Origin of the sequence: Nitrosomonas sp. Is79A3, assembly GCF_000219585.1 — a bacterium.
In the GTDB taxonomy this organism is placed as follows: domain Bacteria; phylum Pseudomonadota; class Gammaproteobacteria; order Burkholderiales; family Nitrosomonadaceae; genus Nitrosomonas.
Genome location: NC_015731.1, coordinates 3654873 through 3670370, shown reverse-complemented (window position 1 = coordinate 3670370; position 15498 = coordinate 3654873). Strand labels below are relative to the sequence as shown.

14 protein-coding genes and 1 tRNA gene are annotated in these 15498 nt (G+C 48.6%); all 15 read right to left on the bottom strand.

Annotated elements, in window-relative coordinates; translation table 11 throughout:
* Positions 1-30: 30 nt before the first annotated feature.
* A complete protein-coding gene (locus tag NIT79A3_RS17090) occupies positions 31-2568 on the bottom strand; it encodes a DEAD/DEAH box helicase family protein (RefSeq protein ID WP_013967391.1) in 2538 nt (845 codons plus the stop codon).
* Positions 2561-4210 (bottom strand): Eco57I restriction-modification methylase domain-containing protein, encoded by a 1650-nt coding sequence (locus NIT79A3_RS17085; protein WP_013967390.1) that lies wholly within the window; start codon positions 4208-4210, stop codon positions 2561-2563. The genes NIT79A3_RS17090 and NIT79A3_RS17085 overlap by 8 nt, the downstream gene beginning before the upstream one ends.
* Positions 4207-4854: an N-6 DNA methylase gene (locus NIT79A3_RS17080; protein ID WP_013967389.1), complete on the bottom strand. Its 648-nt coding sequence runs from the start codon at positions 4852-4854 to the stop codon at positions 4207-4209. The genes NIT79A3_RS17085 and NIT79A3_RS17080 overlap by 4 nt, the downstream gene beginning before the upstream one ends.
* 76 nt (positions 4855-4930) lie before the next feature.
* Entirely contained in the window at positions 4931-6046 is a 1116-nt protein-coding gene (locus NIT79A3_RS17075; protein WP_013967388.1) for a Fic family protein, read from the bottom strand.
* Positions 6047-6148: 102 nt separating this feature from the next.
* Positions 6149-7240: a redox-regulated ATPase YchF gene (gene ychF, locus NIT79A3_RS17070; RefSeq protein ID WP_013967387.1), complete on the bottom strand. Its 1092-nt coding sequence runs from the start codon at positions 7238-7240 to the stop codon at positions 6149-6151.
* A gap of 59 nt (positions 7241-7299) precedes the next feature.
* Positions 7300-7869: an aminoacyl-tRNA hydrolase gene (gene pth / locus NIT79A3_RS17065; RefSeq protein WP_013967386.1), complete on the bottom strand. Its 570-nt coding sequence runs from the start codon at positions 7867-7869 to the stop codon at positions 7300-7302.
* A 121-nt stretch (positions 7870-7990) separates the two neighbouring features.
* Positions 7991-8614 carry a 50S ribosomal protein L25/general stress protein Ctc gene (locus NIT79A3_RS17060; RefSeq protein ID WP_013967385.1) on the bottom strand — a complete coding sequence of 208 codons (624 nt, stop codon included), beginning with the start codon at positions 8612-8614 and terminating at the stop codon, positions 7991-7993.
* 65 nt (positions 8615-8679) lie between these two features.
* Positions 8680-9630 carry a ribose-phosphate pyrophosphokinase gene (locus NIT79A3_RS17055; protein ID WP_013967384.1) on the bottom strand — a complete coding sequence of 317 codons (951 nt, stop codon included), beginning with the start codon at positions 9628-9630 and terminating at the stop codon, positions 8680-8682.
* A gap of 113 nt (positions 9631-9743) precedes the next feature.
* Positions 9744-9818 (bottom strand) — tRNA-Gln (locus NIT79A3_RS17050).
* A gap of 6 nt (positions 9819-9824) precedes the next feature.
* Positions 9825-10664, bottom strand: coding sequence for a 4-(cytidine 5'-diphospho)-2-C-methyl-D-erythritol kinase (ispE, locus tag NIT79A3_RS17045; RefSeq protein ID WP_013967383.1), 840 nt, complete (start codon positions 10662-10664; stop codon positions 9825-9827).
* A 46-nt stretch (positions 10665-10710) separates the two neighbouring features.
* Positions 10711-11400, bottom strand: a complete 690-nt coding sequence (lolB, locus tag NIT79A3_RS17040; protein ID WP_348225668.1) for a lipoprotein insertase outer membrane protein LolB — start codon at positions 11398-11400, stop codon at positions 10711-10713.
* Positions 11401-11437: 37 nt separating this feature from the next.
* Positions 11438-11716, bottom strand: a complete 279-nt coding sequence (gene minE, locus NIT79A3_RS17035) for a cell division topological specificity factor MinE (RefSeq protein ID WP_013967381.1) — start codon at positions 11714-11716, stop codon at positions 11438-11440.
* Complete coding sequence (gene minD / locus NIT79A3_RS17030; RefSeq protein WP_013967380.1) at positions 11713-12525, bottom strand: septum site-determining protein MinD; 813 nt, start codon at positions 12523-12525, stop codon at positions 11713-11715. Before minD ends, minE begins: the two co-directional genes overlap by 4 nt.
* A gap of 24 nt (positions 12526-12549) precedes the next feature.
* Positions 12550-13299, bottom strand: coding sequence for a septum site-determining protein MinC (minC, locus tag NIT79A3_RS17025; protein ID WP_013967379.1), 750 nt, complete (start codon positions 13297-13299; stop codon positions 12550-12552).
* Between the two features lie 108 nt (positions 13300-13407).
* The gene (locus tag NIT79A3_RS17020; RefSeq protein WP_013967378.1) at positions 13408-15144 is read right to left on the bottom strand and encodes a tetratricopeptide repeat protein; all 1737 of its coding nucleotides are present in this window, start codon (positions 15142-15144) and stop codon (positions 13408-13410) included.
* Between the last annotated feature and the right edge of the window lie 354 nt (positions 15145-15498).

Sequence of the window (15498 nt, the reverse complement as noted above, 5' to 3'; positions counted from 1 at the left end):
AGATCAATGATATTTCCGCTAATCAAACTTTCAATCCTTTGCCACAACGGTGTCGTAAAGCCCATAGTGAGACAAGCCTTGGTGGCTTTCAATACCCGTATAGCGTAGCGACGCGTCTTCGTAACGACGGAAGGCGAAGACAGCTTGGTTCATCTGCTCAGTATTGAAAACCTTGAGACGGACGAGCAGGTAGAAATCCTTCACAGTCAAGCCAGTCACGGCCAAAAACAAGTCGGGTTCGAGTTTGGTGATGACATCCTGCAACGTGTTTTCGCGGAAATCGGTAAGGTACATAAACGCCGGAATGCGGGTTGCGAACTTGATCAGTTTCTCCTGAACCAGCTTGCGCTTGGATTTGTATTCCTTTTCCTCATCGGAGAGTTCCTTCTTCTCCTTGGCTGACAAATCCTTGTCCTTCGCCTTGTTCTTGAGGTCCTTGACCTTATCGCTCTTGTTGATGATGGTCTCGATGATGTTGTCGCCCAGCGCGCGCCAGCCCTCGATGCGCCCCACAGCGGCCATTGCCTCAGGGTTGCCCATGATGCGCCGGAGCGTGTCGTTATCCACGTTCACCAGCAGTGCGCTTTCCCACTTGCGCGCCAGCAGCGTGGCCGAGGTGCCCGCCATCGCAATGTCGAGGATGCCGCCAGCATCGATCTGCGTCATGTTCGCGCCGTCGTAGGCCAGCACGGGCAGGAACGATACGAGCTCCTTTACCGCGTTCTCCGGGTTCGGCTCATTGGGAGACAGTCCGATCCCGTACTCCGAGAGTTGCCGCAGGGCGCGTGTGGGCGCGAAGTCGAACACGAAGCAGACAGGTTTGAGAATTTCTTCCTCGTTCGGGTTGTCGCCGTTGGGGTTTTTGATGGACCACGGCGACTGCACGCGAAACGCAGCCTGAAAATAGGTCTCGGGCGACTTGAGATTGCGTAGCATCAGGATGGACGACCACTGCGCCACGGTGACGCCTGTGGTGAGCTTGCCGCACGAGAGCGTGATGGTCTTGGTGTCGAATCCGCTGCCGATGGCCTGGCGCACGGGCGGCAGGGCCTCCAGCCCGATTCCCGCCGTCGCCCCGGCCGCAACGATTACCGCATAGTCATGCCAGAAGACATTGTGCTTCTCGGCCAGCAGGTTCGCCATTGCATGGCAGGCCGCGACGTTGGGCAAGAACCAGAACGAGTGCTGCAGGTAGGGCAGCAGGCGCACGTCGGAATACGGAAAAGGTGGCCGTGTCCCCGTCTTCAGGTGTTCGATCGATTTTTGTGCGTAACTTCCACGGATGATGTCCAGCCACTTTTGCACATCGTTCTTGTGCTTGAAGTGTGCCGTTTTGCCCGTGCCCGATGCTTCGAAGAATGCATTGAGATCGAACTCGTCAAACTCACCGCCGCTCGCAATGGCCAGTAGTTCATCCGGCATCTGATAAGTCAGCAGCCGCATCTGCGGTAGCGCAGCGTAGGGGTTCCGCTGGCCGGGGTACTGGGCGGGGAACGCCTCCTTGGTACGCTGCTCGTCGGTGTAAGTCCAGTTGAAAATTTGCTCCTCGATGAACTCGCCGGTCGCCAGCGCCTTGAACGGCGTGCCGGAGAGGTACAGATAAGCCTTGGTGGTGATGGGCAGAAACTCGGTTTCTTTCTCGGAAAGCACGGTGAGGTCTTCGTTCATGTTCTCCAAGCCGACGGCGTATTCGAGCCTGGCTTCTTCCTTTGCGACGGCTTCATCCTCGCCCTCGAAAAGTTCCTTCGCGGTCTCGCGCCAGGCTCCGAAGTGGTATTCATCGAACACCACGAGGTCCCAATTCACCGTGTGTATCCACTCGTTGTTCGGTTTGATGTTCCCCGCCGCATCACGGCCGAGCAGGTCCTGGAAGGAGCCGAAATAGACGACCGGCTTGTTGCGGTCAATCTGCGTCGGGTCGCTGCCGGACGAACGCGAAAGGTACTGCCAGCCATTGAAATCCGTATGGGATTCTAGGTCTGTCTGCCACGCATCCTCGACGGCCGGCTTGAAGGTGAGCACCAGCACGCGCTTCGCGCCGAGTTTCTTGGCCAACTGGTAGGCGGTGAAGGTCTTGCCGAAGCGCATCTTCGCATTCCACAGAAAGCGCGGAGCGGCGCTCTTGTTTTCGGCCCAAATTGAGTTGTAGTATTCAAAGGTTTTGTCCACCGCTTCGGCCTGCTCCCGGCGCATCGGGAAGGTTTCGTGATGCGTTCCCGTGAAGCGCTGGCCAGTGTGCAACTCGGTGAGTGCATTTTTTACGTCTTTGATCGTACAGCGCATCCACTCCAGCTCGACCTTTTCGAAACCTTTTTTGACGAGCGCGGCGCGCACCTCGTGGTCGCTAAAAATGCTACCGTCGTTGCTCTCGGCGGACTCATCAAGTTCGATCCTGTAATTCTTGATGGCAGCGGTCTTGAGCTGTTCGGCGATGCGCTGCTTCACGTTGCGCGTGGTCTGCCCCACCTTGAGTAGACCCATGTGCGCCTTGTCGTCAATGGAGTAGGCGTAGATGCGCGGCCGGGCTTCCGGCTTGGGCGCGAGGATGTCCTCGATGGCCTTACTCATCTTCTTCAACTACCGAGACATTTTCGAACAAATCGCTGGCGAGATCCATTGGGCGGACTATCTTTTCGATGAACGCGATTTCACTCTCGGTTATGCCATATTTCGCGTAGAGCTCATCATCCGTCCACTTCCTGTTCCACTCCTGCGTCGGCACGAAGGTATAGACCTTGCGCGTGGTATCTTGGGATGGCTTGTGCAGCAGGATCAGCAGGCGCGTCAACCGGCAGGTAATGTATGACAAGGCGCTCTCGGCTTCGCTTTGGGTCTCGAACGGGCCAATGCACAAATAGGTTTCGGAACAAATGCTACCGGGCTCGCCAATGAAGGGTGTACTGAGGATGCGGTGCGGGTAGGTGTCGCGGTTGCCGGTACCTGGCGCGGCTCGGCCAACATAAAGTTTCCACTTGTCGATGAGTTCCGTACCAGTCTCAACCTCTTCGCGTGCAACATAACCCGTTCCGCCGTTTTGATAAATCGCCATATCCCCTTTTCGCATTTGTTTACGTCCACGAAAGAAGGTGCGGAATCCGAATGGTCGTAGCGAACTGACGAGCCGGTCAAATCGCTTACTTTCTGGTAGCAAGAGAGATTCAGATTGCCCAGTTTCGACAGAAGCGACTTTCTTGAGAATCGACAACCCTTCATTGAAACGAATGAACACATCCGCTCCCTTTTCGAGGAGCAGGCGGCTGGCGGTGGAGACCGGCCAGTCCTTGAAATGGGTGCTTACATCACAGAGGCCAGGATGGTCACGATTCCAGAGGAAGTAGCAAACCCCGCCCTTGAGCCCCACGCCAGGAAACACATCTGCCGCGCTGAGATAGTCAGCAATGGATCGCAGGCGATTGTCGGCAAGCATAGCCTCTCTGAATTCATCCAGTCCCTTTCCGCCAGCGAACCAGCGTGCAGGAATAACCATCGACAGGTAGCGTGGTTCCAACGCTTTCGCCTGCTCCACAAACAATTGATAGATGGGAGCCGCACTAGTGCCATAGCCGCCATCGTTCAACTGATACGGTGGGTTGCCAATGATGACGTCGAATTGCATATTGCCTCCAAACAACTCGGCCATCCGAGTCTTGATGTTGTCTGTGTGAATGAACGCGTAAGCGTGGGTTTCCAGCGCCTCGCCGCGATCCATCGCCGCTTGGCTGGCACCACAAAAAGTGCACTTGCCATTGGCCCATGTATGCTCGATGCGCTCGAACCAGATGTTCCCCGAGTCGTTCGTGAAGGATTTGGCTATGGAATGCTGCCCATTGGCGTGCTTCGAGCAATACACGCTACGCCGCGCCAGCAGGCTGGTGAGATGCGTGATGCCGATGCCGAACACCTGCTTCGTCAGGATGTGATTGACGCGCTTTTCGAGGTCTGGAATCTCGTTTGCCAACCCACTGGTCAGACGGCTGGTGATTTCCCGCAGGAACACTCCAGACTTCGTGCACGGGTCGAGGAACCTCACCGTCTTGTCCGCCCAGATGTTCGCCCCGTTGTGACTGGCTGCCCATGCCTCGGCAACAGTATCCAACATCCTGTTGGCGAACTCTGGCGGAGTGAATACCTCGTCGTTAGAAAGATTCGCGATGCAGGTCAGTACGTCTGGATTGCGACCTCGCAGGGTGAAGGAAGCCTGACCGTTCATGCGTTCTCCTTTGCAGCATTATCGCTCGCCATGCGAGCAAGCTCACGAACGGTCATCGGCGGGTAAGCCATAATTGGTGTGAAGATTTCATGCTTGGCAAACAGTGATCCCTGTTCAACGTGGTTCGACATGCCGGTGAGGACGTCGAAGCGAAAATCGCGACGTTGAAACTTGCCCTTGCTCAGATAACCCCATTCGGCAAAGGTAATCGGCTCTTTGCGGCTAGTGCACATCGTCAAGGCGTCACCATGAACTAGATTCTGCGATAACACGTAGGAAGCAGCACGATAGATGTCACCTGACTCCTGCACATTCAGGTAGTCGGCAAAGATTTTCAGCATGTTTTCCCGGCACTCGGTGATGTTGTCTGCCAGAAGCTCGATCCCGTAGATGCACATCAGTGCCAGCAGCGCATAGTGTTGTTTCTCAAAGTCAGATTTTCCGAACTTGCACTCGACAGCCGCAAGCTTGCGCTGCAAGACCTTGACAATAAAATTACCGCTTCCGCAGGCCGGTTCCAGAAAGCGGGAATCAATGCGCTCCGACTCGTCCTTTACGAGGTCGAGCATGGCATCAACCAGCCATGCGGGGGTGAATACCTCTCCATGGTCGGCAACGCGTTTTCTGGACTTGATTAGATTCATAGGCAAAAGTCTTTAGGCGATAGCATGTAGGTAATTTGAGGGCATGCCTGACCCAGCTTCGATAAAGAAAATATATTCATGCCAAATATCCATAAGCGGTGACGGTGTTGTCATCCCGCGTTAGTAAATGCATCAGTTTGGGATGAATAAAGAGCTTTTCGCGCCCGATAGTTCTTTCCTCAAGCACACCGATATCTACCAGTTGTTTGAGATAGCGCGAAGCGGCTTGGCGTCCGGCGATATTTTTTTCAACCAGATTCTGAATCCGGCAGTAAGGCAGGTCGAAAATTAGGTCGACCAGCTCGCGGCTGTAGATTTTCGGTGCCGCCTGCTTCACATGGGTAATTGTCAGTTCTGACAAAGTACGGATTGCGGCAATCTTTGCGGTTGTCCAGTGTGCTGTGTCTTCGATGCCTTGCAGCAAGAAGATAATCCACGATTCCCATGCTTGGTTGCGCGTGACATCGAGCAGCAGGCGGTAATATTCGGTTTTATTCTTGATGATGTAGCGGCTGAGATAGAGAATCGGCAGCGTCAATAAATCTTCCTGGATCAAAAATAGGCTATTCAGCACGCGCCCGGTGCGGCCATTGCCATCGGTGAACGGGTGAATCGCTTCGAATTGATAATGCCCGGCTGCCATGCGGATCAGCGGATCGATTTCGCGTGTTTCGTGCAGGTAGCGTTCCCAGTTGGCTAATTTGGCGCGCAGCAGGTCTTCCCCGGCGGGGGGTGTATAAATCACTTCACCAGTGGCTTGATTGGCCAGCGCTGTTCCGGGCACGCGCCGCACCTGCATGTCGATGCCCTTGATGCGGGTGCATACTTGTTCTGCGGTGCGGGTGTTCAGCGGGTGCTGCTTTAATGCCTGAAACCCTTCCAGCAGTGCACTGCTATAGCGCAGGGCTTCGCGTGTCGCTGGATCGGCATACTCATTTGCGCTTTGAAACTGAAACAGCCGGTCGGTTGTTGTAACGATATTTTCGATTTCCGAGCTGGCTTGGGCTTCGAGCAGCGGTAGGGCGTTGATCAGAACGCCCTGGTTGGGAATGAGTTCAGCGGCTTGTTTCAGTTCCGCCAGTGCTGCGCGGGCCGCGATGCATTGCTTCAGTACCGTTCGCGTTTCCAGCTCGGCTGCGGGAGGCAACAGCGGGAGGTCGTTGTAAGGTTGATCCGGACGCCAGGCAGTCATGATTTAATTTTTGCATTTTTGCGACACGTCGTCAGTTTATGTCGTTCGCTGCGACAGGTCAATCGAATATGTCGCAAATTTCTAGTTTTTGCGACATATCAATTAAACATTAAACCGGAAATGCATGACATCGCCATCCTTGACGATGTATTCCTTGCCTTCGAGGCGCATTTTTCCGGCTTCTTTGGCACCCTGCTCGCCGTTGTAAGCGATGAAGTCGTCATAGCTGATGACCTCGGCGCGGATAAAGCCTTTTTCAAAATCGGTGTGAATGACACCGGCTGCCTGCGGCGCGGTATCGCCTTTGTGGATCGTCCAGGCGCGGACTTCTTTGACACCGGCGGTGAAGTAGGTTTGCAGTCCGAGCAGTTCATAACCCGCGCGTACCAGGCGATTGAGGCCGGGTTCTTCGAGGTTCAGGTCGGCTAAAAAGATTTTTTTGTCTTCGTCAGGCAGTTCTGCAATTTCTGCTTCCAACGCGGCGCATATGGCGACTACCGGAGCGCCTTCTTGTGCTGCATATTCTTCGACACGGGTTAATAGGGGGTTATTCTGAAAGCCGTGATCATCCACATTGGCCACATAAATGGCTGGTTTGGCGGTCAATAAACAAAGCGGTTGCAATAAGTGTTTTTGCTCTTTATCCAAATCCAGTGTTCTGGCGGGTTTGCCCTGGTCAAGATGCGCTTGCACCGTTTCCAGTAAAGCGCAAAGTTTAATGGCGTCTTTATTTCCGGATTTAGCCACTTTGGATTCGCGCTGAATGGCTTTTTCTACGGTGGCGAGATCAGCCAGAGCCAGTTCGGTTTGAATAACTTCAATATCCGATATCGGATCCACCTTGCCCGCGACGTGTATGACATTATCGTCTGCGAAGCAGCGCACCATGTTGACGATGCCATCCGTTTCACGGATATTGGCAAGAAACTTGTTACCCAGACCTTCGCCTTTAGACGCGCCGGCAACTAATCCGGCGATATCCACAAATTCGACAATCGCTGATTGTATTTTCTGCGGCTTGACGATTTCACTGAGTTTTTGCAAGCGCGGGTCTGGGACTTCGACTATGCCAATATTCGGATCTATCGTACAGAAAGGATAATTTTCTGCGGCAATTCCCGCTTTGGTCAATGCATTAAACAAGGTGGATTTACCGACATTGGGAAGACCCACGATTCCGCATTTAAGACTCATGACCGGATTCTCATTAAAATGGATTAAATAACGATTGGTTGAAAACTTTTACAGTGTTCTTATACTTTGGTGTGTAATTTCAACATGGCAGCTTCACAAGCGCCTTGTGCAATGAGCGGCCATACTTCCAGGCTTCTGACTATGGCCTCATCAATTAATTGTGCTTCTTCCTTTCTGGGCGGGTGCAATACATAATCAACCACAGCATTACGATCACCCGGATGACCTATGCCGATTCGTAATCGCCAGAAATCCTGGGTACCCAATCTTGCTGCAATATCCTTGAGGCCGTTATGACCACCCAAACCGCCACCTTTCTTCAATTTGGCGATACCTGGCGGGAGATCTAATTCATCATGGATGACGATAATTTCGTCAGTTTGAATTTTATAAAACTGGCACAAGGCAGTGACCGATTGCCCGCTTCTGTTCATATAGGTTTGCGGTTCCAGCAGCCACAAATCGATATCTTTCTGGCGGATTTGTGCGCACAATCCATGAAACCGCGCTTCCGGCCTTAGCGGTACTTGCAGCGTTTGGGCTAATCGATCCACCCACTCAAAACCGGCATTATGCCGTGTTCCGGCATATTCTCTGCCCGGATTACCCAATCCAACAATAAGTTTCATGGTGAAAAATTATCCGGCTGCTGTAAAAACGGATTCAGAAAAGAAAAATCTGCCGGCATGTGTTTTATCCCAGCAGATTTGTCAAATTTCCAGATCAGTTAATTGTTTTTCTTTTATCTGGCTATTTTTTCTCTGCGCCTGCTCCCTCACCGGCAGCGGCTTCATCGGAGAGCGCGGAACGCGGAATCACAATCGTTGCAACCGGTGAATTATCACCTCTGGCCAATGCAATAGTTTCAACTCCTTTGGGCAGTACCAGATCACTTAAGTGAAGTGTGTGTCCTGCAGTAAGTTCGGACAAATCCACCGAAATAAATTCTGGCAAATCATCCGGCAAACAGCTGATATCGACTTCGGTAAGGATGTGCGTAACAATACCGCCGGAGGTTTTTACACCGGGTGCATTTTCTGCATTGATAAAGTGTAATGGAACTTTCATGTGTATTTTCTGATTCTTATCAACGCGCTGAAAATCCACATGCAACACTTGATGCTTGAAAGGGTGCATTTGAATATCGCGTAACAGTACCTGCTCTTTTTTCCCTGCGACACTTAATGACAGGATGGATGCATGGAAAGCTTCCTGTTTAAGCTTGTGAAACAAATCGTTATGATCCATTTCAATAGACTGCGGTTCCTGTTCACCACCATAGATGATTGCTGGTACTTTACCAGAACCACGCAGGCGGCGGCTCGCACCCTTTCCCTGCAATGTGCGCTTATCGGCACTGATTTCTATTTTCATCTTTACTACTCCATAATGATGATTTGTTCGCGACCAAACAAATCGGTTAAAAAAACGGAATCAATTTATTCCATAAATAATGAGCTCAAAGAGCTTTCATTGCTGATGCGTAACATGGTTTCTGCCAGCAGATTGGCGATGCTTAACTGGCAAATACGGTCACAAGCTATGGCATCTTCACGTAATGGTATCGTGTCAGTGACTACCAGTTTATCCAGCGCTGAGTTCTGGATGCGTTCTACTGCATTGCCTGATAATACCGCGTGCGTGGAATATGCAATCACTGATTCCGCGCCATGCTGTTTTAATGCTTTTGCAGCTTCACATAGCGTATTGGCCGTATCCACCATGTCATCGATAATCACACAGGTACGGTCTTTTACTTCACCGATGATGTTCATGACTTTTGCTTCATTGGGTTTCGGGCGCCGCTTGTCAATGATTGCCAGATCGCATTCCAGCCGCTTGGCGAGATGCCGGGCACGGACTACACCGCCGACATCAGGCGATACCACCACCAGATTCTGATAATTATGCTTCCAGATATCCCCCAGCAAAATGGGCATACCATAAATATTGTCGACAGGAATATCAAAAAACCCCTGAATCTGATCTGAATGCAAATCCATAGTGAGTAATCGATCAATACCAACAGTGGTTAACATATTGGCCACTACTTTGGCTGTGATCGGTACGCGAACAGAGCGCGGTCTTCTATCCTGGCGCGCGTATCCAAAATACGGAATTGCAGCCGTAATACGACCGGCAGAAGCGCGTTTCAGGGCATCTACCATGACCAGAATTTCCATAAGGCTGTCATTGGTCGGTGCGCAGGTGGATTGCAGTACAAAAACATCTTTTCCGCGCACATTCTCAAGGATTTCCACCATGATTTCACCGTCACTGAAGCGTCCAACAGTGGCGCGCCCCAGATGGATATTAAGATGCTTGACAGCATCCTGAGCCAATTTGGGATTGGCAGTACCGGTAAAAACCATCAGACTGTCATAAGACATGTTATTTCTCTGAGATAATCAGTTTGGAAAAAAGGAGCGCTCGTCTTTTTTGTTAAAATGCGTTGCTTTTAGCGATCCGGAGTCTGATACAAGCTTGTTTCTGAAAAATAAACTGGCTGGGGAGGTAGGGATCGAACCTACGAATGCCGGAATCAAAATCCGGTGCCTTACCACTTGGCGACTCCCCAAAATCTTTATTTCACTGACTTGTGCATGGGATGACAATCTAATCCTTTTGCCACAAAGCCTTTCATATCATCAGGAATTTGTGCAAAAGCGGTCTGAGCTGCGAACTCTGTCGCAAATTCAGCAAATACACAAGCACCTGAACCACTCATTGCCGCTATTGTAGTATTTTCTAGCCGCTTTAGCCAATCTAAACATCTTGCTACTTCAGGATATGTCCGGCAAACTACTAATTCCAAATCATTATGACCTTGCCAGACAGAAAAGGGCGGTATTTTGATGGGTATCGTGCTGCGTGTCAATTCCTTACTTGCAAAAATCTCCGCAGTCGAGACTTGGACCGGCGGCACAAGCACTAAATACCACGCGGGCGGCAATTCAATGGCTGCCAATTTCTCACCGATCCCCTCTGCAAAGGCATTTTGTCCAAAAATGAATACTGGTACATCAGCACCCAACTGAAGCCCTAATTCGAGCAATTGCTCCCGGTTTAAATTGAGTTCCCACAACTGATTCAGCGCTAATAAAGTGGTTGCTGCATCAGAACTTCCGCCACCCAGACCTCCCCCCATTGGGATCTGCTTCTGCAGATAAATATCGGCACCTTGTGCAGTACCTGTTTTCTGCTTGAGCAACTTAGCGGCGCGGACACACAAATCTTTATCTTCCGGGACACCGGAAATGGGATTCTGTAGTTTGATAATGCCATCCGTGCGCAAACTAAAACTTACTTGATCAGAGAAATCTAAAAACCGGAAAACTGTTTGCAGTAAATGATAGCCATCCTGCCTGCGGCCGGTGACATGTAAAAAAAGATTCAGCTTGGCTGGGGCAGGGAATGTCAGCATGAATTAATTTAAGAATAAACGGTTATAGCTTTAGTGTAAGAATAATTTATTCGACTTTCCAATCATCGACTACCAGTCTGATTTTTAGGTTCTGATAGAATAAATTCAATACTTTGGGGAGTGGTATTAAATTTATCTGCGCGGGGGCGAAGCTACTATAGTGAATGTGCCAGCCATCTTGCCGGATGACTACAATCCGGTCTTTGTTATCCAGATCCTTTTCCGCTGCGGTAACTGGCGAATGTGTGCCTTGTATCCAGTATTGCAAACCATTAAGCGGCATGCGCCAGCCCAGAATTTCTTGCGTCAGATTCTCTACATCCGTTGCATAAAAAGCTTCAAGCTTTGAGGTAATCAAACGCACACCCTCGTCATCTTTTGTAATTTCGGCCACCGCCTGACCAAGCGGTGTAAACAACAGAATTTCATCACTTGTTGCCAAGTGCTGCCAGCGGAAACTGCCGGAGAAACTTTGTTTCTCATCCTGGATGGATATCCTGCCGAGGATATTGAAATCAGTGGCTGAACCATTCTGGGTATTTGCAGCTGGCTCAGTTAAAATAGTTTTGACAACCGCGTCCGCTTTGGTTTGACCGGGCAGTGTCGCACAACCGGAAAAAAGAGTGAAAATACAGCATATCAGAATCCACGGAATAACATTCCATGGACTAATTTTGAACCCATTTACCGGTAATTTATAATCTTTCAATTCAATGTTAAAACTAGCTGATATCAATCCATAAATTACCAATGTGCACGGGATAGGCCTCAGTTTAATTATTTATGGTCTTATTGGTTTGTTGATAATCAGGCAGTACGATATTGAGTTCCAGTGTTTCCTGATTCTCATCTTGCTCAAAATTGACTGATATCGCGTCCTGATCCACATTCACATATTTACGGATAACCTCTAAAAGCTCTTTTTGCAATTGCGGTAGATAGGAAGGTTGATTGCGATAGCTGCGTTCGTGCGCAACAAGAATTTGTAATCTCTCTTTGGCAACCGATGCAGTTTTAGGTTTAGATGATCTAAAATAATCCAGTAAGCTCATTTTCTTCCTCCGAAAAGCCTCCTGAGAAATCCTTGTTTACCATCAATAAATCGATGCGGACGTTTCTCCCCTAAATATCGCGCTACCACATCGGCATAAGCCTGACCTGCTTCACTCTTTTCATCCAGAATTACTGGAATACCGGCATTGGATGCGGACAAGACTGATTTTGATTCAGGAATAATACCCAATAATTCCAGGGATAAAATTTCTTGTACGTCTTCAAGACTCAACATTTCTCCTGATTTTACTCTGTCAGCATCATACCGGGTAAGTAACAAATATTCCTTGATCGGATCTTCATTGCGCTCAGCTCGGCGTGATTTACTGGATAAAATACCTAACATACGATCTGAATCTCTAACCGAAGAAATTTCCGGATTGGTAACAACGAAGGCGTCATCCGCAAAATAAAGCGCCAAGTTTGCGCCTTTTTCAATCCCTGCAGGAGAATCGCAAACAATATATTCAAAATCTTTGGATAATTCGTCTAATACTCGGCCAACGCCTTCTTCAGTCAACGCATCTTTATCGCGCGTTTGAGAAGCGGGGAGAATATAAAGCAGATTGCAGTTTTTATCACGAATGAGTGCTTGGTTGAGACTGGCTTCACCATTGATAACGTTGATAAAATCATAGACAACTCGCCGTTCGCATCCTAAAATCAAGTCCAGATTCCGTAAACCCACATCAAAATCAATAACGGCCGTCTTGTGACCGGCTTTTGCCAGTCCCATGGCAATCGCTGCGCTTGTTGTTGTTTTACCAACGCCACCTTTGCCTGATGTCACAACTATAATTCTTGCCAATTGAGCCTCCTTTGCTATTTGGTCTTAAGCAATCTCTTTAATGATCAAAGCATGATTCTGTAAATATATTTGCACCGGATTATTGTATGTTTGCTTGTTTAAATCTTCACTGGTTTTATAATCCCCGGCGATTGAAATAAGCTCCGCTTGCAAATCAAAACAAAATATCCTGGCGGCTGTGTTGCCATGCACACCAGCCAGCGCGCGGCCCCTCAGCGTATTATAGACGTGTATATTGCCTTCAGCCATAATTTCGGCACCCGCGCTGACTTGGGACAAAATGATCAGATCGCCGGACGCATAGATACGCTGCCCCGATCGGATCGGCTGAGTGATCAATGTTGCTGCTGCTGGAGCCTGTGGAGCAACGGCTGGACTTACTGGCTCCTTGGCAACGGTTACTTCCGGAACGGCTTCTTGCTTTTGTGCTTCACCAATTGTGATTGAATTACCTTGTTCGCGTACTGTGTCTATCGGTATTGATAATGTCCGTGCTTGCTTATTTTGTTGCTCATTACCGCCACGGATACCTACTGGGAAAAAACCTACTCTACGCAATAGCTGTGTTATTTGAACAAAATCCAGATCCTGATTTAACTTGTTTAGTTCACGCAAATCGATAATCAAGGGGGAGTCCTTAAAAAACTCGGGTGCCAGATTAATTTTCTCTTGCAGTGTTTGCTCAATTGCAATCATATCATGCGTGTAAAGGATCAAAATCGGCGCAAAAAAAGTGCTGCTTTTGAATTCAAGTGCTGGTGGAGTATTTAGCATTTTTGAGAATCTATTGATAGCTGCACAGGGAGTTTTTTAATTATATGGATCAATAGCATTGCATTTATTAGGTTATCAAATGCTCCAGTCGAATCCATTAAAAAACATTTAATCAATGGCTTTCTTTTTTAGAAGACGCTGTAGCGTCTCAAGCAATATATCGTTATCGGGATCTTTTTCTAGGGCATAGCGCCAGATATCTTTGGCATCGTCTTTAGCACCCTTTGCCCAAAGCACTTCACCCAGGTGTGCCGCAATTTCTGGATCCGGGCGGGCTGAGAAAGCCAGATTTAAGTAATTCAATCCTTCCACAAAATTACCCATGCGATAGTATACCCAACCCAGACTATCCATAATATAAGGATCCTCCGGAGAAAGCTCAACTGCTTTTCTAATTAATTTCAGTGCTTCCGGCAATTGTGCGCCGCGCTCAGCAAGACTGTAGCCCAGGGCATTGTAAGCGTGCGCATTGTCAGGTTTGAGTTTTATCAGTTTACGCAAATCCTGCTCAAGAATATTAAATTTGCCAAGCTTGTCGGCTGCCAAAGCACGATCATAGAGCAATTCGGGGTAATCAGGCAGCTTCTTAAGACCATCATTTAGCAGGTCAAATACTTCTTTATGCGCTTTCGATCTTCGTAAAATTTGCGCTTCCGCCAATATTAAATGTGCAGCTTGTTGATCATTAGCCGCCGGAAGTTTTTGCAGATGTTCGCGGGCTTCTTTCAGATGACCTTTCAATGCCAGTAAGTCTGCGTAGCGTATCTGTGCGGGCAAATAGCGGCCGCCGCTTTTTACCATCCGATAGGATTGCATTGCCATATCGGGGCGTTTGGTTTCCTCATAAATCTGGCCCAGGTAAAAATGCACGGCATTGGTATCTTTATAGCCCAGACTCAGCGCCTTGTTGAAACTTTTTTCTGTGGTATCAAAATCACCCATTTCAGTAGCTAACAATCCGATTGCCAAAGTAATCTCAGCATCTTCAGGATTCTTTTCCAATAACCATTGCAGTTGCTCGCGCGCCAGATCAGCATGGTTGTCGGCGATTAATAACCGGGCATAAGCAATTCTTACTTCATTGGCCGCAGGATACTTATTCAGATAGTCTCGATAGAATTCACTCGCGTCAGCGCTTGATGCGCGTTGTAATATTCTTCCGTTATGAACTGCTGCGATTTCCCATCCGGGACGTAGAGCGAGTGCCCGCTGCATTTCTTCCGCAGCGAGGGGGTGCTGATTGGCAAACCACGCTGCCTGGGAAATTGCAAAATGTACTTCCGGAACATCTTTATAAGGTTGAGAAAGCCGTTGTATTAACTGTAATGTTGCTGCTTTATCCGTATTTCGTGACAATAGTTGATTGAGTTGCATAAAGGCATTGCCAACACTGTCTTTTTCCGAAGCCAGTAATTTCTCAAGGTGAGGCCGTGCTGCATCCAATTTGCCCATGTTGACTAGCAATGCCGCAATGGTTTGGCGGGCATCCGTCGAATCAGGCTCAAGTTCAACCCACATTGCAGCAGCTTGTTCTGCTGCAAATGGATTTCCGGCGTGCAGTGCAATTTCGGTTGCGCGCTTAGCAATTCTGGGGTCGCGTGTTGTCTTTGCCAGTTTGACATAGCGGCTGACTGCAATATCAAGATTGCCGCGCTGTAATGCAGTTTCGCCGACTAAAAAATCAAACAAAATAGGTGCAGTCAGTTCCTGTTTGGGTAAATTGAGTTGACTGATATCTTCTTGTTCAGCGGATTCTCCTGTTTTTTCTACCTCCTCCTTATTGGGAATCTGCGCGCAGGCAGTGAGTCCAGAGAGCAATAACATGCATAGAATTTTAAATTTCATGAGAAATCCGATTGATTTTCAAATATATGATAAAAACATACAACTTTTTGCAGCACTTGAAGGAACCCTAAAATCATAGCGCTCATAGCATTCTTCATTTAAAGCAGCTCTTGGTTTTTGGCTGAACTTTATTCAAGATAATTTGCATATTCTACTTTTATACCAGTAATAAAGTGAATAAATAATTATTTAGCATACAGCAATATTTACTGCCGCTACGAAAAGTAAGATTAAAATTGTGCGCAAAGCGGTTACCGATTAATTTATGATAAGGCAAATGCTGAGAACAACATTAAATCATGAAAGTTCATAGTAGTTTTAGACTGCACACGATAAATATCAGTTAATCTGCAG

Coding starts and splice junctions, on each gene's coding strand:
- NIT79A3_RS17090 (WP_013967391.1), bottom strand. CDS start 2,568: ATGAGTAAGGCCATCGAGGACATCCTCGCGCCCAAGCCGGAAGCCCGG.
- NIT79A3_RS17085 (WP_013967390.1), bottom strand. CDS start 4,210: ATGAACGGTCAGGCTTCCTTCACCCTGCGAGGTCGCAATCCAGACGTA.
- NIT79A3_RS17080 (WP_013967389.1), bottom strand. CDS start 4,854: ATGAATCTAATCAAGTCCAGAAAACGCGTTGCCGACCATGGAGAGGTA.
- NIT79A3_RS17075 (WP_013967388.1), bottom strand. CDS start 6,046: ATGACTGCCTGGCGTCCGGATCAACCTTACAACGACCTCCCGCTGTTG.
- ychF (WP_013967387.1), bottom strand. CDS start 7,240: ATGAGTCTTAAATGCGGAATCGTGGGTCTTCCCAATGTCGGTAAATCC.
- pth (WP_013967386.1), bottom strand. CDS start 7,869: ATGAAACTTATTGTTGGATTGGGTAATCCGGGCAGAGAATATGCCGGA.
- NIT79A3_RS17060 (WP_013967385.1), bottom strand. CDS start 8,614: ATGAAAATAGAAATCAGTGCCGATAAGCGCACATTGCAGGGAAAGGGT.
- NIT79A3_RS17055 (WP_013967384.1), bottom strand. CDS start 9,630: ATGTCTTATGACAGTCTGATGGTTTTTACCGGTACTGCCAATCCCAAA.
- ispE (WP_013967383.1), bottom strand. CDS start 10,664: ATGCTGACATTCCCTGCCCCAGCCAAGCTGAATCTTTTTTTACATGTC.
- minE (WP_013967381.1), bottom strand. CDS start 11,716: ATGAGCTTACTGGATTATTTTAGATCATCTAAACCTAAAACTGCATCG.
- minC (WP_013967379.1), bottom strand. CDS start 13,299: ATGCTAAATACTCCACCAGCACTTGAATTCAAAAGCAGCACTTTTTTT.
- NIT79A3_RS17020 (WP_013967378.1), bottom strand. CDS start 15,144: ATGAAATTTAAAATTCTATGCATGTTATTGCTCTCTGGACTCACTGCC.